Source organism: Amycolatopsis sp. NPDC104819, assembly GCF_055583145.1.
This window is the reverse complement of sequence record NZ_JBVJON010000007.1, coordinates 226,248-245,244: the sequence shown is the minus strand read 5'-3', so window position 1 is coordinate 245,244 and position 18,997 is coordinate 226,248. Positions and strand designations below refer to the sequence as shown.

Annotated in this window: 15 protein-coding genes; 4 read left to right on the top strand and 11 right to left on the bottom strand. The window is 69.2% G+C overall.

Annotated features, from left to right (window positions below; all coding sequences use genetic code 11):
• Positions 1 to 100 precede the first annotated feature (100 nt).
• The 4 genes from ACZ63E_RS23710 to ACZ63E_RS23695 form a co-directional block, all read right to left on the bottom strand.
• Positions 101 to 727, bottom strand: a complete 627-nt coding sequence (locus ACZ63E_RS23710) for a hypothetical protein (RefSeq protein WP_465338291.1) — start codon at positions 725 to 727, stop codon at positions 101 to 103.
• Between the two features lie 176 nt (positions 728 to 903).
• Positions 904 to 1,866: a C40 family peptidase gene (locus ACZ63E_RS23705; protein WP_465338290.1), complete on the bottom strand. Its 963-nt coding sequence runs from the start codon at positions 1,864 to 1,866 to the stop codon at positions 904 to 906.
• An 18-nt stretch (positions 1,867 to 1,884) separates the two neighbouring features.
• Positions 1,885 to 2,961: a replication-relaxation family protein gene (locus ACZ63E_RS23700; protein ID WP_465338289.1), complete on the bottom strand. Its 1,077-nt coding sequence runs from the start codon at positions 2,959 to 2,961 to the stop codon at positions 1,885 to 1,887.
• Positions 2,962 to 2,981: 20 nt separating this feature from the next.
• Positions 2,982 to 5,342 carry a type IV secretory system conjugative DNA transfer family protein gene (locus ACZ63E_RS23695; protein ID WP_465338288.1) on the bottom strand — a complete coding sequence of 787 codons (2,361 nt, stop codon included), beginning with the start codon at positions 5,340 to 5,342 and terminating at the stop codon, positions 2,982 to 2,984.
• Between the two features lie 68 nt (positions 5,343 to 5,410).
• On the opposite strand from ACZ63E_RS23695, the gene ACZ63E_RS23690 reads away from it, so the two are divergent.
• Together ACZ63E_RS23690 and ACZ63E_RS23685 are read left to right on the top strand one after the other, a co-directional pair.
• Complete coding sequence (locus ACZ63E_RS23690) at positions 5,411 to 5,677, top strand: hypothetical protein (RefSeq protein WP_465338287.1); 267 nt, start codon at positions 5,411 to 5,413, stop codon at positions 5,675 to 5,677.
• Positions 5,674 to 6,273: a hypothetical protein gene (locus tag ACZ63E_RS23685; RefSeq protein WP_465338286.1), complete on the top strand. Its 600-nt coding sequence runs from the start codon at positions 5,674 to 5,676 to the stop codon at positions 6,271 to 6,273. The genes ACZ63E_RS23690 and ACZ63E_RS23685 overlap by 4 nt, the downstream gene beginning before the upstream one ends.
• A gap of 39 nt (positions 6,274 to 6,312) precedes the next feature.
• On the opposite strand, the gene ACZ63E_RS23680 is transcribed toward ACZ63E_RS23685, so the two are convergent.
• From ACZ63E_RS23680 to ACZ63E_RS23660, 5 genes are all read right to left on the bottom strand, one after another.
• Positions 6,313 to 8,106, bottom strand: coding sequence for a VirB4 family type IV secretion system protein (locus ACZ63E_RS23680; protein WP_465338285.1), 1,794 nt, complete (start codon positions 8,104 to 8,106; stop codon positions 6,313 to 6,315).
• Between the two features lie 5 nt (positions 8,107 to 8,111).
• Positions 8,112 to 9,158 carry a PrgI family protein gene (locus ACZ63E_RS23675; protein WP_465338284.1) on the bottom strand — a complete coding sequence of 349 codons (1,047 nt, stop codon included), beginning with the start codon at positions 9,156 to 9,158 and terminating at the stop codon, positions 8,112 to 8,114.
• Positions 9,159 to 9,170: 12 nt separating this feature from the next.
• Positions 9,171 to 11,354, bottom strand: coding sequence for a hypothetical protein (locus ACZ63E_RS23670; protein WP_465338283.1), 2,184 nt, complete (start codon positions 11,352 to 11,354; stop codon positions 9,171 to 9,173).
• A 3-nt stretch (positions 11,355 to 11,357) separates the two neighbouring features.
• Complete coding sequence (locus ACZ63E_RS23665; protein WP_465338282.1) at positions 11,358 to 11,705, bottom strand: pilin; 348 nt, start codon at positions 11,703 to 11,705, stop codon at positions 11,358 to 11,360.
• Between the two features lie 137 nt (positions 11,706 to 11,842).
• Positions 11,843 to 12,820, bottom strand: a complete 978-nt coding sequence (locus tag ACZ63E_RS23660; RefSeq protein ID WP_465338281.1) for a sigma-70 family RNA polymerase sigma factor — start codon at positions 12,818 to 12,820, stop codon at positions 11,843 to 11,845.
• 569 nt (positions 12,821 to 13,389) lie between these two features.
• Between ACZ63E_RS23660 and ACZ63E_RS23655 the strand changes: the two genes are divergently transcribed.
• Together ACZ63E_RS23655 and ACZ63E_RS23650 are read left to right on the top strand one after the other, a co-directional pair.
• A complete protein-coding gene (locus ACZ63E_RS23655; RefSeq protein WP_465338280.1) occupies positions 13,390 to 14,070 on the top strand; it encodes a hypothetical protein in 681 nt (226 codons plus the stop codon).
• Positions 14,071 to 14,099: 29 nt separating this feature from the next.
• Positions 14,100 to 15,053, top strand: a complete 954-nt coding sequence (locus tag ACZ63E_RS23650; protein ID WP_465338279.1) for a TRM11 family SAM-dependent methyltransferase — start codon at positions 14,100 to 14,102, stop codon at positions 15,051 to 15,053.
• 1,089 nt (positions 15,054 to 16,142) lie between these two features.
• Here the strand turns inward: ACZ63E_RS23650 and ACZ63E_RS23645 are convergent.
• Positions 16,143 to 16,949, bottom strand: a complete 807-nt coding sequence (locus ACZ63E_RS23645; protein WP_465338278.1) for a hypothetical protein — start codon at positions 16,947 to 16,949, stop codon at positions 16,143 to 16,145.
• A gap of 49 nt (positions 16,950 to 16,998) precedes the next feature.
• Positions 16,999 to 18,882, bottom strand: a complete 1,884-nt coding sequence (locus tag ACZ63E_RS23640) for a hypothetical protein (RefSeq protein WP_465338277.1) — start codon at positions 18,880 to 18,882, stop codon at positions 16,999 to 17,001.
• Positions 18,883 to 18,997 lie beyond the last annotated feature (115 nt).

Below are 18,997 nucleotides of genomic sequence, written 5' to 3'. Positions count from 1 at the left end.
GAGAAAAAAGCCCCCCACCCCCCCCCCCCCCCGCGAAACAACACTGGGGGCGCCCCCCCCCCCCCCCCCCCCCCCCCCCCACCTGTGTTGAGCTCGGAGGTCAGCAGGAAGTGAAGCGCTTCGGTGCCTCGCAAGTTTTCGTCGCCAGCCCGTTGGTGACAAGCTTCTCGAGGGCGTTGTTCACCGCGCCGCTGGATCGGACCAACTTCGTGCCGATCCTGGCAGGTCCGAACTCCTCGCCGGGATGTGCCTGCAGGAATTCCCTCACCAGCTCGTAAAGCGCGCCCTTGGGCAGGCGTTCCTTCATCGGCGAGTCGGTCGTCAAGTCCTCTGAGGTAGCCGGGTCAGAGGCGGCGCTGGCGGCGGCAGACGTGGTTGAGGAGTCGGCCTCTCGTTCGTCGGTGCTGGCGACGGGAGTGTCGCTTTCCTGATCTGCCATGGGGGCCGCGTCTTCGCGGTCCGTTGCGACTACGACGGCATCGTCGTCAGGTTCGTCGCGCCACGTCCACGTGACGGGCACTGACTGGTCCTTCCCGGTGGTCCGGGTCGCCAGTCCTTCGGCTGCCCAGCGGGACAGGAGTTTCGAAGCGGTGGAGCGTCCGACTCCGGCTGCGGCGGCCAGTTTCGCGGTGGTCTCGGCGGGATGGGCCTTCAGGGCGCGGCGAACCTTCGTGTCGGCGGTCTCGGGCTTGGTGTCATTCGGTTCGGTGTTCTGGATTTCGGGCATGACGAGCTCCGTTTCAGGGGAAGCGGTGAATGGTCGTGCCCCGGCCAGGGCGTTCGCCCCCCGGTGCGCATCCGGTGGTTCGGGCTACATGTCTATGGACGCTCCAATAGCGGCTTCATGTCAAGCTATTGTCCAAACAAGACACACGTATCCTCCGGAAGTGCTTACGTGCGTGCTCAAGGGGACCCCGTTGGCCTGGTCGCGCCGAAGTAGTCGTCGCCGGGATGACGGAACGGCTCGACCTTCACGGCCTGCCCGAAGTCGGGCGCGTCGATCATGTTGCCGCCGCCGATGTACAGGCCGACGTGGTGGACGCGCCCGGCGCTCGCGTAGAAGACGAGGTCGCCCGGAAGCAGCGGGGCGCCGGCGGGCACGTGCGGTCCGGCGGCGTACTGCTCGCGCGAGGTCCGTGGCAACGGGATCCTGGCGGCGCCGTACGCGGCTCGGGTCAAGCCGCTGCAGTCGAACCCGGCGTCGCCGTCCTCGGGGCCGTTGCCGCCCCACACGTACGGCAGGCCGCGTTGCCCGCAGGCGTAGTTGATGGCGGTGAGTGCGGCAGGCGTCGGCGCGGCGATGTTCGCGCAGTCCCCGCCACCGATGTGCTCGCAGGTCACTCCGGCGACCGCGGCGACGATGGCTTCGGCGTCCGCTTGGTGTCGGCCGTACGCTCCCGGCGTCCCGGACCGCTGGACGGCCTGGGCGGCGTCGTTGAGGCTCATCTGCTGCCACCCGGACAGGCCCTGCAGATGCCGGTAGAACTGGGTCGCCGCGTAGGTCGGGTCCATGACCTGTGCAGGTGTGCCCCAGCCCTGGGAGGGGCGCTGCTGGAAGAGGCCGAGGCTGTCCCGGTCGCCGTGATCGAGGTTGCGCAGGGTGGATTCCTGGATGGCGACCGCGATGGCGATGACCCACCCGGGCTCGGCGACCTGCAGCTGCTTCCCGACCGATGCGATGATCGCCGCATTGGCGAGCTGATCAGCCTCGTAGCCAGGCACGCTGCCGGTAGCCGTTCCGCTGGACGTGCAGGTCGTGCTGCCCTCGCCGGTGAACGCGGTGACGACGGCCTGCGGCACGGCTCCCAGCAGTACCGGAAACATCGCGAGCACAACGGCGACGCCGACTGCGATCTTCGATCCCATGACGCACTCCTCGCGTGGTCAGGAGCCAGGACGGTGAGTTCGGCTGGGCGTGGCGTCCGGTGGTGTGGGAGCGGGCGGCGGTAGCCGATAGGCCGTGGCCTGCCCGGACGTCGAGGCGATCCCGTCGTCAAGGTCAGGCGACGTCCCCGGAGTCGAGGCCGGCCAGGCACGTATCAGCTGGCCGAGCTCGTACCGCGGGGAAGTCTGCTTTTGGGACTTCGCGCCGAGCGGGAGCCAGACCTTGTCGGCCGGGCTCGGGCAGGCTGCGCCGGAGTCGAGGAGGTCGGCGGCCGCCGTGGCGACGGGAACGTCGGCGGTCTGGTCGAGGTCGGCGTGGATCCGGGCGAGTGCGGAACGGACGCCGGCCTCGCGGCGGCTCGTCGGCAGCCAGAACAGCACCGGGGTCGCGATGCCGGTGGAGTCGGCGAGCCGGGCGTAGGCGAGCAGCTTGCGGGCGACCTTGGTCAGCGACTCGTTGCCGGTGTCGAACTCCAAGAAGAACTCGAGCTCGTCGGCCGGGCTCCGCCAGCGGCCGTAGGCGTCCGGGATGACGAGGTCGCCGAAGTGGCGGGCGCAGCGGGTCTCCGACCACCACGCTGTGACCTTCTCCCGGGCTCGGCCAGGGTCGTGACGTCGGCTACACGCGATCAGCGAGGTGAAGAAGTCGCCGACGCCGACAGTGTGAGCGAGGCGCTGGTTGTGCGCGATGGCCATCGCGCGGTCGTGCCGGTAACCGAGGTCCTTGACTTCCAGGCCATGCTCGGCGGCCAGGACGGCCGCGCCGGCGGGGCCGAGGACGTAGTGCATCGGCGCCGATCCGAGCTGGCGGAAGGGCTGGAACCGGCTGACGGCGCGCCAGAGGTACAGCTCGCGCAGACGTTGACGGGTCGAGCGACCGGACGGGAACGCGGCGTCCTGGATCTGGGCGGAGGTCAGGACGCGGTGCTCGAAGAGCAGAGCGAGCAGCCATTTGTCCCGGGCGGTGAGGCGGCCCGCGAGCGCTGCCTGGTGCTCGACCGAGCTGGCCATCCGGGCCACCGAGCGGCTCGGAAGGTGTTGCCGGAGCTGGCGCTGACGTGTCGTTGTGGTGATCAACAGAGCCTCCGAACTGGACGTCAGAGCTGGGCACGGCGAGGGTCGGTCTTCCGGTCCCGAGTCGGCGGAGCCGTGCTGCCCGCGGGTCTCGACGGGGACGGTCGGGATCTGCGGAGGGCCGCGCGGATCTCCTTGGCACGACCGGGAACAGCGGGATGCATCGGCGAAGTGACCATCGTGAACGGCTCGGTTTCGGCGCCGTTGACGACGAGCCGGGCGCCGACGTGATAGACGCCGAGGTGCGCGAGGTCGTGTTCGGACAGCCGTGGCTGGGTGTGGCGGGCGAGTTCGCGGGCGTCCTCGGGGGATGCGTTGAAGAAGATCTTCGACCGGGCGTTGGTTGAGATGCCTTCCTTGAGCTCGCGGGGAAGCTGCCCGAGGTGCTGGTGCGCGAGCGTCATCGCCAGCCGGAAGCCGCGGGCTTCGGCGAGCATGTCCTCGATCGGGTAGGGCAGGTTGAGGAAGTTGTGGCACTCGTCGATGACCAGCGACGCGTCCGGCCGTTCGCGCTGGGGGACACGGGCACGGCCGGTGGTGGCCTGCCAGGTCCGGGCGACGACCAGGGACCCGACGAGCCGGGTCGTCTCGTCCCCGAGCGAGCCTTTCGGGATCCGGACCAGGCAGATCCCGCCCTCGTTGAGGACCTGGCTCATGTCGACGGTCGACCTGCCGCCGGCGATGGCGTCCTTGACGAACGGGCGCAGCAGGAAGGCGCGGAGCTTGTTCATCAGCGGGGAGATGACCTGGGAGCGGCTGGAGTCGGTGAGCTCGTCGTACCACTGCCAGAACCCAGCCAGGACCGGGTCAGACAAACCGGCGGTGATGCGCGTCCGGAAGGCTTCGCTGGTCAGCAGCTTGGGCAGGTCGGCGAGCGTGGGCACCCCGTCCTGAGCACGCAGGGTCAGGCAGGCGGCGCGCATGAGGTCATCGGTCCGCGGGCCCCAGAACGCGGAGTACACGCGCCGGAAGACGGAGACGAGGTTGTCGACCTCCCGGTCGGTCTCGCCGCCTTCGAGCGGGTTGAGGCAGGGCGGGCGCTGCCGGGAGTCGGCGTCGAAGAGCACGACCCGGTCGGCGGCTTCCCGCGGCAGCCTGGAGAGGACGTCGGTGACGAGGTCGCCCTTGGGATCGATGAGCACGACGCCGCGGCCGGCGTCCGCGTCGTCGAGGATCAGGTTCCCGAGCAGCGTCGACTTCCCCGACCCGGTGGCGCCGAGGACGTGCAGGTGGTGGCGGGCGTCGGGGACGCGCAGCCCGATCGGCCGGGCATGACCGGAGTCGGCAACACCGAGCGGCTTGACCTCGGGGCCGGGCACCGCGATGCCCGGCGGTGGCGCGACGGCTTTGGCGCCGGCGCGCTCGATACCCGGGATCTCGGCATCGACCGGCAGGTGGGCGAGCGCGGCCAGCTCGGGTACGGACAGGAGATCGCCGCGGTCGAGGCGCCGGGTGCCGAGGGCTTGAGCGGGGTGGTGAAGGCGGGTGCGGTGGAAGTGGTTGTGCTCGGTGTAGGCGGCGAAGCTCGCGGCGAGGGCGTGTGCGCGGCCGCGGGCGGTGTCCCGGGCACGTCGGACTTCGGCGTCGTCGGGGAGGTGGGTGGTGACGGCGTAGCGGACGACGGCCTCGTACTGCGAACCTCGCTGCTTGCCGACGATCGCCCGGTTCTGCGCGGAGTACTCCAGCGACAGCTGCGGATCTTGACTGATCCGCAGGGCATCACGTGTCCGTCCGGAACGCGCTGCCGACGCGCCCGGCGTGACGAGGTCGAGCAGCCGGCCGCCGATCCGGCCGGACGCGCCGGCGTGCACGCGGCGGGCGGCGCGGCGTGCTCGGCTGACCCGCCGGCCGGTGACCGGGCGGGCGAGGATCTGCACGCCGGCGTACTCGTCGCGGCTGAGGCCGACCGGCGCGCCGAGCAGGCCGCGGATTGGGTCGGCGTCGAACCCGGTGCGGATCGGCAGCGCCTCGGGCCGCGCGAGCCGCAGCTGGCCGCCGACGCTGACGGCGCGTAAGCCGGTCGGCGGCTCGGGCAGCGGCGGGTCGGCGGGGATGGTGCGGGTGTGGGCGCCGGGCCATGCGGCTTCGATCGCGCGCTCGACCAGGCCGGGCGGGATCACGCCCGGGACCCACAATCGCAGGGTGACGCCGTGTTCGGTAAACCGGTACTCCCAGGCGAGGTGGGGCTGGCCGGTGAACCAGCGTCGCCACCTCGGGCGCAGCAGCCCGACGAGGTTGGACCACAGCAGGACGCCGCCGGCGGGATCGACGGTGGGCGGCGCGAGCACGGTGACGCACCGCGCGTCGGCGACGAGCTGGGCGTGACAGCGGGCTCGCCACCAACGCCGTCCGACCGCCTGGCCAGCCACGACGATCGCGAGCATCGGAGGGAGGAGCAGGCCCCAGCGCGATATTCCTTCGATGCTCGGGAGCAGATGCTGCAGTGCGCCCCATGGATCGGTCAGGTATTCGCCGATCCACCCCCGGCGCCGGATCACGACTCGACCTCCGAGCTGGCGAGGCCAAGGGCGATGCCGAGGCCTTCCGCGGTGTTGCCGCCTGGATTCCTGAAGAACCATCGGGGTTTGTGAGCTATCGTCGAGGCCGGCCAGCCGAGTGGTTGGTCGCGGAGGTGGTCATGGCGCTCGCGGCGGTGCGGTTCCTCGGTGCGTTGTGCGCGGCGCAGGTCCTGGGGGTGCAAGGGCTGGTTGATCTGTGACCGATCAGCTGACCGTCGCGATGGTTTCCAGTGGAGTTGCGCTTCTCGTGGCCTTGTTGGGGATAGGTGGGACGATCGCTGCTCAAGTCGTTGCCACGCGTCGTGCGTTCGAGAACTCGCTCGCGTTGTTCGAACGGCAGGCAGCCGAAGCTCAGCAAGCGCGTGACGAGGCAACCCAAATCGAGGACCGCCATCGGTTCGCTGATCAGAAGAAGAGCACTTACAGCCGGACACTGCGGCTGGCCGACGAACTCGTCGAAACGCGAGACGCCGGACGAGGCACCGAGAAGAACCTCGAGCGTGCCACCCGGGTGCTGGCTCGCACCACCGACCAGCCGGAGTCGGTTGTCCAGACGGTAGAGGACTACGAAAACGCTGCCAGCGAGCACCGTGATCGGGCACGCCGCCTATCAGCGGAACTGGCTGAGGCTGTGGGCGAAATCCACCTGCTGTCGGACAATGCCGTGCGCGTGGCCGCCGCTCGACTTCAGAAGGCGGCACAGAGGGCCAGCCATGTTGAGGAGTCATGGTACGTCGAGGATCGAGACGCTTTCCTTCTCGCGGCCAGGAGGGAACTTGGTGTCGAGCACATGTGACACCAGCGCCAGCGCCTCGTGGTCGTCGATGCAGGGCGCTCATGGCACGTCCACCCACTCTGAGGTCGTTTCGGAATCCTGAAGCCTGGTCAGGAACTTCGGGTCGGTGGTGACCAGAACGTCCTCTGTCGGCGACGCGAGCGCCTGGAAGGCAACCCATTCGGTGCCGGAGCCGAGCAGGCCTTGGCCGCGGTCGGCGGTGAGCAGGAACTGGCGCTGGCCTTCGGACAGATTGAAGGTCGCCGCGATCTGGTCGATCGCCTGCGGGGACTGGCGCAGCAGCACGGTGGTGGCGGCGTTGGCCACGATCGCGCGGCCAAGCTCGCTGCCGAGAACGTCGTCGATGTCCTGGGTGGCGACTGTCAGCCCGGCCCAGTGTTTGCGGAAGGTCTTCGCCATCCGATGCAGGAACTTCGCGCCTTCCGGTGACTGCATCAGCAGCCACGCCTCGTCGACGACCACCAGCCGCCGGCGACGGTCGGCCGGGTTGGACACCCGACGCCAGACCGCGTCAAGGGTCAGCAGCGTGCCGATCGCTTTGAGCTCGTCGGGCAGATCCCGCAGGGAGAACACGACGAGGTGACCGTCGGGCGTGGTGGTCGTCGGGCCGGAGAACAGGTCGGCGAAGGCGCCGTCGACGAACGGGTGCAGCCGGGCCGCGAGGTCCTTGGCCGTCACGTCGCCGGTCGCCAGGACGTCGCGCAGATCCCGCATCAACGGGGCGGGCCGGGTCCAGGTACGTGAGTCGTTGGTGATGCCGGCGTGTGCGTAGGTCGTGATGAGGGCGGTGTCGAGGACGGCGCGTTCGCCGGCGGTCAGCTCGGCGCCCAGGCACACCGCGAGCACGGTGTGCAGGAACAACGCCCGCCGGTTCAGCGCGTCCTGTGGTGCGCTGCGTCGTCCGGAGGCCGTGGTGTGGATGGGTAGGTCGAAGGGGTTGAGCCGGACTCCTCCGCCGCCGAGGTGGACGTAGGCGCCGCCGACCTGGTCGACGAGCCGGGCGTACTCGTCTTCGGGGTCGATGACGAACGCCTGGATGTCCCGGTACAGGCTGCGCAGGGTCTCCAGCTTGACCAGGTAGGACTTGCCGGAGCCGGATCGTCCTAGGACGACGGAGTTGTGGTTGTCGCAGGCGAAGCGGTCCCAGTGCACCAGGCCTTGGGAGCCGACGTTGTAGCCGTAGAGCACGCCACTCGGCGAGGTCGACGTCGGATCCGTGACGGGCAGGTCCGCTGATGTGAAAGGAAACGCCGCGGACACGGCAGCCGTGTCGAACGTCCTTTTCAGACCGAGGGAGTCCAGCCCGAGCGGCAACGTCGTCACCCACCCCTGCAACGACCGATACGTTGCCGGTTTCGCGTCCAGCAGCAGCGACGCGCACAACGACCGCAACGCCGACACCTCCTCAGCGAGCACTTGCTCGTCGGGAGCGTGGATAGTCAGGTACAGGCCGAACTTGAACAGCCGGCCCTCACCGCGCGCGATCCGTCGAGACAAGTCGGCGGCGTCGTCGGCCGCGGCGTCGAGGTCAGGGTCGTCGAGCTGGTCGTGGCGGGCGTGGTGGCGCCGGGAGGACTCCAGCCGCGCCCGCTGCTTCTTCAGGCCGCTGGCCGCGGTGACCGGGTCGACGGGCTGGATATGGACGGAGACGTCGAGCCGGGCGGGGTAGGTCAGCAGCGGGGCGAGCCACCCCGGGTAGACCTCCTGCGGGTAGCCGGTGACCCCGAAGGAGGCGACCCATTCGTTGCCGACCTCGAGATGCCGGGCGCCGATCGACAGCGAGTCCGGGGTGAACGTCGAGGCCGCGGAAACGGGATGCCGAGTGCGGGACATTCAGCTCACCTGCCTTCGAACTCGTCGTAGAGATCAGTGATCGGTGCGGCGGTCACGACGTCGCCGGCACCGGCCAGCGCGGCCGAAGGCGGGAGGAAGGTGTCGGGATTGCACGCCGCGGCGAGAACCCCAGTCGCCGTCGCGGCGTCCAGGGCGGTGACGACGATCCCGGCCGTGGTGAGCAGCTCGACCGCTTCGTTGAGGCGCCGGGCGAGCCGCTGCTCGGCGGCATGGCGCGCGGCCCGATCGACTGCGAGAGCTTCTGGACGGCGTCGCAGGCGGCCCAGCGTGGAGCTGACGCTGTCGACGACCGCGGGACGTGTCGGTTCGCGCAGCACGAGCAGCACCTGGCGGCGCAGCAGGTCAGCGTGCTGGCCGAGCTGGGCGAGGTAGTCCGCGTGATCCAGTGCGGCGGCTTCGAGTGCGGGGTGGGGGAGTCCGCCGGCGCGGTCGCGTAGCTCGGCGATCTGCGGGGCGAGGTCGACCCGTTCGGCGCGGACCAGGAACTGCACCGGCGCGGTCAGCGAATGCAGATACCGCGCGAACGAGCTGACGAGCGCCTCCTGCTCGGCGGGCGTCCGCAGCGCGAAGTTGACCGTCGAGCACGCGGCGATCACCGCGAGACCATCATCGCCGAGGTCGACGACCCCGGCGGTCGTCCCGTCGTCGACGCCGCGCGCGGGCAGCTCCAGCGGCGTCGGCGCCACGTCATCACGCTCGTGGTCACCGGCGAGCCAGGCGGGCACCGGCCCGACACCTTCCGGGGCCGAGACCTGGTGGCGCGGGGTACGGCGCTGGCGGATCGCGGCCAGCAGGAGCCGGTCGAGTGGGATGCCGTCGCGGCGGCCGAGTGCGATGACCGCGACCGCGAGTCCGATCGGTATCGCGACGAGCAGGAACAGCGGAACTGGGAGAATTCCGCGGGTGGCGCCGTAGAGGGCGTAGAGCAGCAGGCCGGTGACGCCGAGGATCGTCAGCTGCCGCGCGGTGAGAGGACCGAGCACCCGGTCGGGGCGGTCGACGTCGGCGGGAATGCACACGGGACGGGACATGACCTCGCTACCTCACTTCTTGGGACGACGCCGCCGCAGCGGCAGATCCAGCGGCAACTGTTTGCCGACGCGCTTCCGCGTCGGCGCTGGTGTCGCTGGGGGTTCAGGTTTCGGCTGGCGGCGGAGGGCGAGGGGGAGCGGGTACTGCCCGGACGCGAGCGGCCGGTTCCCGCTGAATGCGTCGGGCGCGGGGCGTCGGTGAGCGCGGGCCGCGCGGTTGATCTGCCCCGAGGGCGTGAGCAGGCCCGGCCTGGTCTGTGGCGCGCGGTTGGTTCGGCCGGGCTCGGCGAGTTCGTCGGCGAGGCTGCGTCGGGCAGGGCGCGGAGTCTGCGGTGGCAGGCGGATCGGCAGCATGCCCGCACTCGGCGCGATCAACGCGTTCGGCACCTTCGCCGGCGGACGCGCGTTGCGACTGATCCGTCCGTCCGGCGTCAGCAGGCCCGCCTGCCGAGGCGGCCGACCGCTCGGCGTCGGCGCGGCGAGATCGTCGGCCAGCGAGCGCCGTGCGGTTCGGTCAGGATCGCGTCGCACCGTCATCGGCAACCCGAGCTGGTCCGCCGGCAGGGCGTTCGGCAGATCCTTCAGCGGCAGCGCGCGCGGATTCGCCCGAACCTGCGAGTCACCGGCGCGCGCTGTGAACAACGACAGCTGGCCCGGGCCTGCCGTTGCATCATGGGCGCCGGCGCGGGGGAGTTCGTCCCACCCTCGGTGCGAGGTTCGGGCCGAGGTGGTGGTGCGGCGCAGTTTCATCGGCAGCATGAATTGCCCGGACCGCGTCGCCGGCGGATCCGGTGGCGCGCTCGGCGCGCCGGTGCGAGGTCGCGATGCACCGCGGCTGGCTGAAGCGCCTGCAAGCAGGCCCATCGTCTTGTAGGCGATCACCCCGCGCGCGATCCGCCCGAGTATGGAGGGGCGGCCGGAGCGCAGCGGGGCGAGGAACCAGAACGGGATCTTGATCAGCACGTACATCAGCGCGATGCACAGCAGCAGGTTCATCAACGCCGAGATCGTCGGGCCGAAGAGCGTGAACCCGCCCGGGGCGAAGAACACTTTCACCGTGACGACGAGGGTGAGTGACTGTCCGACTTGGATGGCGAGCACGCCGCCGCAGCCTTTCCACCAGAGGTAGGCGATGCCTTCGGTGTGGGGGAGCGCGTGGAACATCAGCGCGATCGGCGCGGCGGCGATCAGCAGGATCGTCACCATGACTCGGACGACGAAGACGACGAGCAGGACCAGGAGCATCGCGACCAGGCCGAGCCCGAGGATGCCGAAGAAGATCCCGCCGCCGTGCAGCGAGCTCTGCATCATCGTGATCAAGCTGCGGGTCATCGCGGCGGGATCGGTGCCCTCGCCGAGCACCGCGGCGGAGAGCGCGTTGGCGACCTGGATGCCCTTGGTGACCAGGAGTAGCGAGAGCGTGCCGGCGAGGAACCCGGTGACGAGGCGGGGTGCGAGTTCTTTGACGGTGTAGCGGGCTTGCAGGGTCTGGTAGCTCATGATGATCAGCCCGGCCAGCAGCACGAGGATCACGTAGGCGGTGAGCAGGATGTGCCACGACCCGACCCAGACGGCGCCGAGGCCGGGCAGTTGATCCGGCTCCGGGGTGGTCAGCAGTGTTTTGCCGAGCAGTTCGAGCAGCGGGTTCAGCCCGGCGGTGACGACCGCGGCGAACATCGCGCTCGCGGCCACGACCATGCAGCCGGTGAAGTCGGTCAGCCCGCACTCCGCCGCGTCACCGACACCATTCGGTACCGGAACCGGCGGCGGCGTGCTCGGGACGAGAGTGGAGGGCTGCGGGATGCAGTTCGGTCCCTGACACGGCGCCTCGGTGTCACCCGGCGGTGCGCAACCGCCCGCCAAGGAACCGGGAAAGCATGAGGGCGGTGCCGGCAACGTGGTGATCGGCGGCAACGGCGTCGCCGGAATCGGCGGTACCGAACTCGCGCTCGGAAGGTGACAGGCCGGTTCGGCGGAACCCGGCGCGCAATCCGGGTTGGGCGGGAACGGCAATGGCGGTTGCGCCGGATCGAGCTGGGCCGCGGCGGCGGGCTGCGGGCCGGCCGTGGCGGACCCGACGGCGACTGCGCTGAGCACGGCCACCAGGAGCGCAGCCAGGACGACGAGCCAGAAGACGCGCCGGTCTCGTCGTGTTCGCCGGGACTTCTTGCTCGGGGTGGTTGTGTGGACGGGCATCGTCTACACCCCGCCGACGATGGTCTTGAGGATTTCGACGACGAGCGGCGCAAGCGCGGCGAGGCCAAACCCGATGCCGGACGCTTTGAACGCGCCTTTCGCCTTCTCGATCTCGCCCGGGTCGTTGGCTCCCATCAGGTACCGGAGCCCGCCGATGGTCAGGAATACGAGGGCGACGCCGGCGAGGATGCCCATGATCCAGGTCCGGATATTCGAGAGGACCTGGTCGACCGACTGCGCGAGTGCGACGTACTGCACCGTCTCGGCCTGCGCGGCGGACCCGCCGAGCAGCAGCGCCGCGGCGACCAGCGCGCAGCCGAGCAGAACGACCGAGCGCCGGCGCGATCGCACCGGAGACGTCGGAGCTTCCGGCACAAAACCGGTGCGCCGACAGCTCGTCACACGAACTGAAGTTCGGACCTTCGTTCGGTCATTGCGTCGGTTCGGTGGCCAGCGGACGAGGGTGCGGTGGCCGGGGCGGTGCGAGATCAATCGCATGAGGACGCCTCCTGAACGGCGCCCGGTTCCGAAGTGGACCGGGATGGGCGAGGACGCGCGGGCAGTCGCATCCCGCGATCACCAACTCCGGATTTCGGCGGGCGGGGAGACACCGGCCGCCGCGTCTTCTCCGGCTCGGGGGCGTTGTTCCGTCGCGACGCACGTCGCGCTCCCGGCCGTGGCGCTGCGTCTTTCTCACCGAGGGTGCGGAGGTGCGCGGCGAGCTTGCGTTCGGCACGGTGCCGGGCTTGCTGGGTCGCCTTGTACGTCTGGCCACGGGCGTGCGCGGCGTCGACCAGCGACAACTCACCGAACCTCGTGTCGCCGATCAACGCCGCTTCCGCGACGGTCAGGACACCGGCCTCTACGGCGGCGAGCAGAAAGAAGTCCGGATGCCCGCCGAGGTGTTCCGGTCCGAGGGCGCGGGCGCCGAGGTCGGCGACCGGGGACGCGGCGTCGAGCGCCGCGCGCAACGCGCGGTGCCCGGCACGGTAGGCGGCCCAGCGCAGCCGCACGAGGATCGCCGGCCGAGCGAGGTCGACATCGGGAAGTGCTTCGAGGAACCCGGTCAGCACCGCGGCGTGAATGTCGTGGACCTCGCCGCGGAACCGGTTGGTCAGCTTCGCCGCGACCGGCAGCAGCACGGGCAGGGCCAGCCCGACGCACGCGACCGTCCACGTCCCGCCCTCGGCACGCGAACGCGTCACGAGCGCGGCCCACACCGCGTCCCGCGTCTCCTGTGGACATCCCTTCGCGACGGTCAGCGCACCGACTTCATCCAGCGGCACCAGCCGCGGTGGTAGGCCGCGCACCTGGCGGCCGTCGAGGGCGACGGGGTGCGGTCCAGTGACCAGCCAGGCGAACGCGGTGCGGGTGGTGTCGAAGACGCCAGGCTCGCCACGCAGGCCGCGGGGGCGCGCCGGCGACGGTCGGGATGCGGGCTTGTCCGGTGACGAGGGCTGGTTCATGACGGCACTCCTGAGCGAGCGGAAGGTGACGTCGTCAGAAAGCAGGGCGAGGCGCCTCAAAACCGGCTCAAGACCAGGTCAGAGCCGTGTTAAAACCGTTTCAAGATCGCTTCAGCGCTGCGCCGGAGGCATCGAAACGTGGCGTCCAATTCGGCTCTGGAGCTGCGACGAAATGGCGGTTACGAGCGGCTCACGACGCTGGGTGAGATCGGATCCGGAGCGGCAGTGTCTCTTGCTGACCTCGTTCCCGGAGTTAGCCGACGACAGCGCAGACGCCGCCGACGCTCAGCGTCGGTGGCCCGCCTCCGGAGGTTCCGCTCGTGACCCGACGCCCGCCGTCTTCGGCCAGCCGACCGTCCAACCGCGACGACTCGCCCCGCCCACATCGCGCTCGTCCCGCCAACGGCATCCCGTACCCGGGTGCACCCGATCCCGCTGCCTCAAGCGAGCGGTCACACCCCGCTGCGAAGACGACCAAGCGCGTGGACCGCGCTCGCACTCTGGCCCCGATTCCGCCGACGGTGTGGACGGCCGGCCCTGACCCGATCGACTCGGCTGCCGTCTGGCCCGTGCCGATCATCGAAGCGATCACGACCAGCTTTTCCCGACCGGGAGATCGCGTCGTGCTCGCGCCATGGCCGGCGCAAGCGGTCGAAACCCGGGACCCCGTCGACGACGGTGAGCTGACAGTTGCACGCGACGCCGTGGATGCGCTGGGTCGCGATGCAGTGATCGCGGAGCTCGGGCCGACGAGCTTCTCCTCGGCAGCCGGCACCGCGGATGCAGCGCACGGTCGCGCCGAGTCCCGCCACGTGGTTCGGCTGGGAGCCGCGGCTACCGACCGAGCCAACTTGGTCGTCACGTCGATGCCGCCGGAACGCGGTATCGATGGCTCCGCCGAGGTGCTGGCGATCGCCGCCGCTCGCGCGCTCGCCTTCGGCGGCGTCCTCGCCGTCTACACCCGCAGCGACTGGTCGACCGGTCGGCTGACTGATCCGTCCGGCCCGATGATCGTCGCCGCGCAAAACGCCGACCTGCTCTACCTCCAGCACATCGTCACCCTGCTCACCCCGATCCGCGGCGGCCGCCTCCAGCCGATGTCCGAGCCTCGCCAGCAGGCGTCCAACGACGTGGGTCGCAGTGCTCAGCTGGTCGGTACGTCGGCGCCAGCACACGTACGCGTGCACGGTGACGTGCTCGTCTTCGCGCAGCCGCACGCGGACGTCGCGCCCCCCGAAGACCTCCGATGACCAGCCGACCGAAGGACAGGTGCACCGCCATGACCACCACCACGCCGTCGCCGGCCGACGAGCCGACCATACCGCTGTCCCGCGCGTTCATCGACGCCCTCGACACCAACCCACTCACCAGCACGCCGACGGGAGGGGACGAGTTGCCGGTGTCGGTGTGGGCGACAGCGCAGACCTCGCCGGCCGCGCAGCGCAAGGGCCGGTACGTGCCGGAGTCGACCGCGCACCCGGCCAAGATGCTGCCCGCCGTCGCCGCGCACGCCATCGAGCACTACACGAAGCCGGGGGAGGTGGTGCTGGACCCGATGTGCGGCATCGGCACCACGCTGGTCGAGGCGATCGACCTCGGCCGCTGCGCGGTCGGCGTCGAGTACGAGCCGCACTGGGTCGACATCGCCCGTGCGAACCTGCGCTTCGCCTGCAAGCGTGGCCACGACCACGACGGCCAGGTCGTCCGCGGCGACGCCCGCCAGCTCGAGACCTTGCTGCCGACTGAGTACGCCGGCCAGGTTGCGCTGGTCGTCACCTCGCCGCCGTACGGCCCGTCGGTGCACGGCCTGGTCAGCACGAACCGGGAGGCGGGCGTCGACAAGGTCAGCAAACGCCACTACCGCTACGGCAGCGCCCTCGACCGCGGCAACCTCGCCAACATTGGCCACCACCGCCTGCTGGCCGGCTTCACCCGCATCCTCACCGCCTGCGCCCGTGTCCTACGCCCGGGCGGCCACGTGGCAATCACTGTCCGGCCGTGGCGCGAGCACGCCGAGCTGATCGACCTGCCGTCCCAGGTCATCGCCTGCGGTATCGCGGCTGGCCTGGTCCCGGCCGAGCGGTGCGTCGCCCTGCTCGCCCGCGTGGCCGACACCGACCTGGTCGCGCGCGGCAGCTTCTTCCAGCGCGACTTCATCCGCAAACAGCGCGAAGTGGGCCTGCCGCTGCACCTGATCGCTCATGAAGACGTCGTCGTCTTTGCACGATTCTGACAGCATGTCATCACGCATGGGCGGTCCAGGGCGCGGTCGCCGTGCAGCCACACCGGAGGTCCGTGCCAGGTCGCCCCGCGCGGCATCCCTCAGCCCGTTGGCCAGCAATGAGCATACGAGAACAGCGCTTCCGGCGTGCTCTAGTCGAGCCAGTGTATGAATCGTGCCGCGTTGTGCACGACATAGGCTTGCTGTATCAGGCGTTCTCGGTACTCGCGGGCTTCGTCGGAGACATTTGCTAGGAGCATCACCGATGTGCCGATCAGATGTGCGCTGCCGAGGCAGGCTGTGTCAAGTGCGAGGCCGAGCATCTCGGGGCTCAGCTCATTGCCGTGCCACACACTATCGATGACACGTTCCGCGTGGAGGTGCCCCAGCGGTGTGCTGTGGGTGACCTGGCTGAGCAGCGAGTAGGCGACTTCCAGCCAGCCTGGCTCGGGGTAGGGGCGCCCAGTTCGCGTAGCATGCTGCTGACAGTGGGGATCGGTGTTCGGCCTTTGGCGATCTCGTCGTCCGGGGTGACGATCCTGACGTTGCGAGGCCGTGCGAATACGCGTTCGGCGTCGGCCTTCGGCACGCCGCTGGAAACGAGCGTGTTGACGGTCTTCTTCTGCCGAGCACGGAACTCGTCGAAATACTGTTTGGCCGGAGCTCGAACTCCGGGGCGGGAACTGAAAACCGCCAGGCAAGCCGGGCTGCTTCCTCCAGGAGCATGCGTGCGGCGAAAACGGAGATCACTGCGGAGCCGGGCTGGTTGTAGGTCGACATGACAGTAAGCAAGTTGGAATGGCCGCCGCCGTAAGGCAGCATCGCGTGCAGTGAAGGCTGCCCGTAGTCCCAAGGCCGGACCATCATGCTGCCGACGACCTCGTAGTAGTTCTCCGCCGCCTCGTCGACTGCGTCGATTGAGTAGATGTCGGGTAGTAGATCGTCCGGCGTCAGGATCGCCTGCGGCCATACCAACGGTGTCGCGCGTGCGGGGTGCCTGCTGCTTGTTCTTCTTCCGGGAGGTGGTAGGGCGGCGGGTCGCGCCGAGCCGATGGAGGGCAGCGCGGCAGCTGCGACCTCGGCGGCCAGGTCGACAGCTCGTTACAGGAACGGGTCCCGGTCGACGTCTGCCGGCCATGCTCCCGGCAGGGCAGCTGTGGTGCCGAGCAAGGTCGCGGTGGTTCCGACGGAGGCCACATGCATGAACAACGCTTCGTGATCGGGCCGTAGATCGTGTCCTGCTGCGCCGTCGTCGGTCAGGCTGCTGTGCAGTCCGAGGTAGTTACCGTGGCCGGCGTGGGCGAGAACCATGGTCGCGCCTTTGAGGCCGGCCATGTCGAGCAGCGGTGCGATGGGATGCAACAGCGGGGCGTGATGGGCCGCGTTGTGCTGACTGGTGGAGCGTTCGAGAAAGTCCTCGAGTAAGTCATCTTCGCTGGGCATTGCCGGCACGTCGAGCCAGGTCCTGAATGCGCCGGTGAGGTCGGCGACGTCGGGTAGCGGCATGAGCCAGCGCGGTAGATGCGGACAGGTGGTGTCGGTCTTCTCCAGCAAGATGCAGAGCCGGTTGCGTTTGTCGAGGAGGTCGCCCAGCAGTGATCGTCGGCGGGCGGGGTCGTCTCCGATCCACAGCCAGCGGAGCCCGTCGACGAGGAGGCTGCGCGCGATCGATCCGATGACGGTGCCGCCGAATCCTGCGCCGATCAGCGAGTCGGCGCAAGCATATCGCTGTCGGGCGAACATGAACGCGACGCTGGTCAGGTAGTGGTCGCCGGGAACGTCCAGGTGGTAGTCGATCGGAAGCTCGTCGAGATGGAGGCGCAGCGCCCGGGTGGCCTGGCGAAGCCTCGTGGTTTCCGGTGTGACTGTACGTCCGTCAGGGCGGTCTTCGCTGCCATCGTTCATCATGTTCCAAGCACCCTCGCATCGCTGCGGCCGAGCGGAGCGGGGTTTCACGCTAGCGACGTAGTTCGCGGATGGCAGCGTGTGCGGCGTCGCGGAGGCGCCGTATCAGGCTGCGTGGAGCGGGCTGTCCGGTCGGGTGTTTCAGCGCGGTGACAGCGGTCGCACGGTCACGCGCTGCGGGGTCGCTGGCGGTGATAGTGATGAGGATCGCGGCTGCGCGGAGGACCAGGGCGGCGGTGTTGCGGTCGACGTCGTCAGTGAAGCCATGGGCGATGGTGTTGCGAACGTTGTTGCCGTCACTCAGCAGAAAAGTGCTGAGGAACCGTGCCCAGTCCTGGTCGAAGCCGTTGTCGACCAGCGGTTCCAGTAGCGCGCCCAGACCGCCGAACTGGCCGGGCGAGTCTCCGACGGAGGAGCGGTAGACGGGTTCGTTCAGTTCGAGAAGCAGGGCCCGCGCGGCGGCTTCGACCTTGGGGACGGCCAGGTGTGCGCTGGCGGTGAACTCACCTACCCAGTACAGCCGCAGCGCGGTGGCGAGAACCCTTGCCCACTGCGATCGGCATCCGTAGGCCCCCAAGAACGCGGTGAGATCGCCGTGGCCAGGGATGCCGAAACGGTGGGCGATCATATCGAGGGCGTTGCCCAGCAAGTGACCCCGGATGGAGATTCTTAGTGACTCGAGGTCGATCAGTTCCGCTGCCAGAGCGTCCTCGTCGCCGGTTCGCACCTTCTTAAGGCGGTCGAGGCTGCCAAACGAGATCCGGGTCATCAACCGGCTGAATCCCGCGGTGTCAAATGCTTTCCGAGCGACTCGCTGGTTGGCTCGGTGTGACCCTGCCGGCGAGTCGGTGAGCAGCCACTCGGCGAGCGCATGTCCCCAGGTCGTTGCATACCGGAAAGGGCGCATGAACTCGGCTACCTGATATTCGGGCAACGCGAACCAGCCCCCGGTGATTGTCGCATATTCCGGGGGCGGGGCGGCCTGCAGACGTGCCGTCGCGTCCCGTTCGAGATCGCGGACGCCGAACTTACGAGCCAGAGCTGCGGCCTTCGAGAGGTGGTGCTGGATGGTCATTCCGTCGGAGGCGTCCTCGGCTTGCGCCATGAGCGCGCGAATCTCGGCTCGATTGACTTTGTCTACTCTGGCCTGGTCACCGCCGAGCCGGGCGCGAATCACGGTCGCGGTTTTCGACACTAGGTGCGGGAGAGGATAGGCATCTAGCGCGGCGTCGAGCAATGCGATCGCACGAGTATCGAGGCGCTGGCCGGGTTTCTTCCGTCGACGTGAGAGAACTGCGTCAAGGAGGGGCAGCGCGGCTTGCGGGTCGTCGCGCGCGTTGATGATCTCTTCTGCTTTGTCGAGGATCGCAGCGGTGATTTGCGGCTCGAGATCGATCAGTCCGACTAATCGGGTGATCGTGAGGGCCCGCAGGAGGCCGTAGCTCTGCTCGCGGGCGCGGAGCGTGCCGCCGACGCACGCGAGATAGGCGCGTGCTGCGGACTCTGCGTGGTCGCGGCTGTTCGTGCGGTCGAGTTTCAGAGTGAAGGCGATGTCGTTGAAGCGCGCTGACGCGATCGGGTGGGTCACCGTCGTGGTCAGTTCGAGCCAGAGGGTGCGGGTGTGTTCATCGGCGAGTTTCAGCGACGGCGGGTACAGCGAATGTTCGTCGTCCAGGGGCGACAGTGCAGCGCCCGGCTGGGGTGAGCCCGGAGGGCTGAGCGAGAGCATGTAGTGGAACGCGGTGGAAAGGCGCTGCGCTGCGGGGTCGGTGAGGTTCTGCGTGTCTGCCGCGTCAAGGTCGATCTGCTGAGCTACCTCGTAGACGTCCGTGACACCGTCACAGGCATGGTCGACCATACGCGCAAGCGCGGCGATGTTCGTCGGATTACGCGTGTACCCACCGTCACCGGTCGTATCCACATGGACGTCACTCATGACCGAACAGTCAAGCAGAACAAGAGGAAAACTGCGCGCGATTTCCGTAGTGCCAGTCGAGGTACACGCGATGCTCGTGCCTTCCCGTGCGGGTGACGTTGAAAAGCCGCGGCGA

Bases quoted from the DNA above. Each gene is read 5' to 3' on its own strand.
- ACZ63E_RS23680 (WP_465338285.1), bottom strand. From the start codon at position 8,106: ATGTCCCGCACTCGGCATCCCGTTTCCGCGGCCTCGACGTTCACCCCG.
- ACZ63E_RS23690 (WP_465338287.1), top strand. From the start codon at position 5,411: ATGGATCGGTCAGGTATTCGCCGATCCACCCCCGGCGCCGGATCACGA.
- ACZ63E_RS23675 (WP_465338284.1), bottom strand. From the start codon at position 9,158: ATGTCCCGTCCCGTGTGCATTCCCGCCGACGTCGACCGCCCCGACCGG.
- ACZ63E_RS23705 (WP_465338290.1), bottom strand. From the start codon at position 1,866: ATGGGATCGAAGATCGCAGTCGGCGTCGCCGTTGTGCTCGCGATGTTT.
- ACZ63E_RS23660 (WP_465338281.1), bottom strand. From the start codon at position 12,820: ATGAACCAGCCCTCGTCACCGGACAAGCCCGCATCCCGACCGTCGCCG.
- ACZ63E_RS23645 (WP_465338278.1), bottom strand. From the start codon at position 16,949: ATGATGAACGATGGCAGCGAAGACCGCCCTGACGGACGTACAGTCACA.
- ACZ63E_RS23710 (WP_465338291.1), bottom strand. From the start codon at position 727: ATGCCCGAAATCCAGAACACCGAACCGAATGACACCAAGCCCGAGACC.
- ACZ63E_RS23640 (WP_465338277.1), bottom strand. From the start codon at position 18,882: ATGAGTGACGTCCATGTGGATACGACCGGTGACGGTGGGTACACGCGT.
- ACZ63E_RS23695 (WP_465338288.1), bottom strand. From the start codon at position 5,342: ATGCTCGCGATCGTCGTGGCTGGCCAGGCGGTCGGACGGCGTTGGTGG.
- ACZ63E_RS23670 (WP_465338283.1), bottom strand. From the start codon at position 11,354: ATGCCCGTCCACACAACCACCCCGAGCAAGAAGTCCCGGCGAACACGA.
- ACZ63E_RS23650 (WP_465338279.1), top strand. From the start codon at position 14,100: ATGACCACCACCACGCCGTCGCCGGCCGACGAGCCGACCATACCGCTG.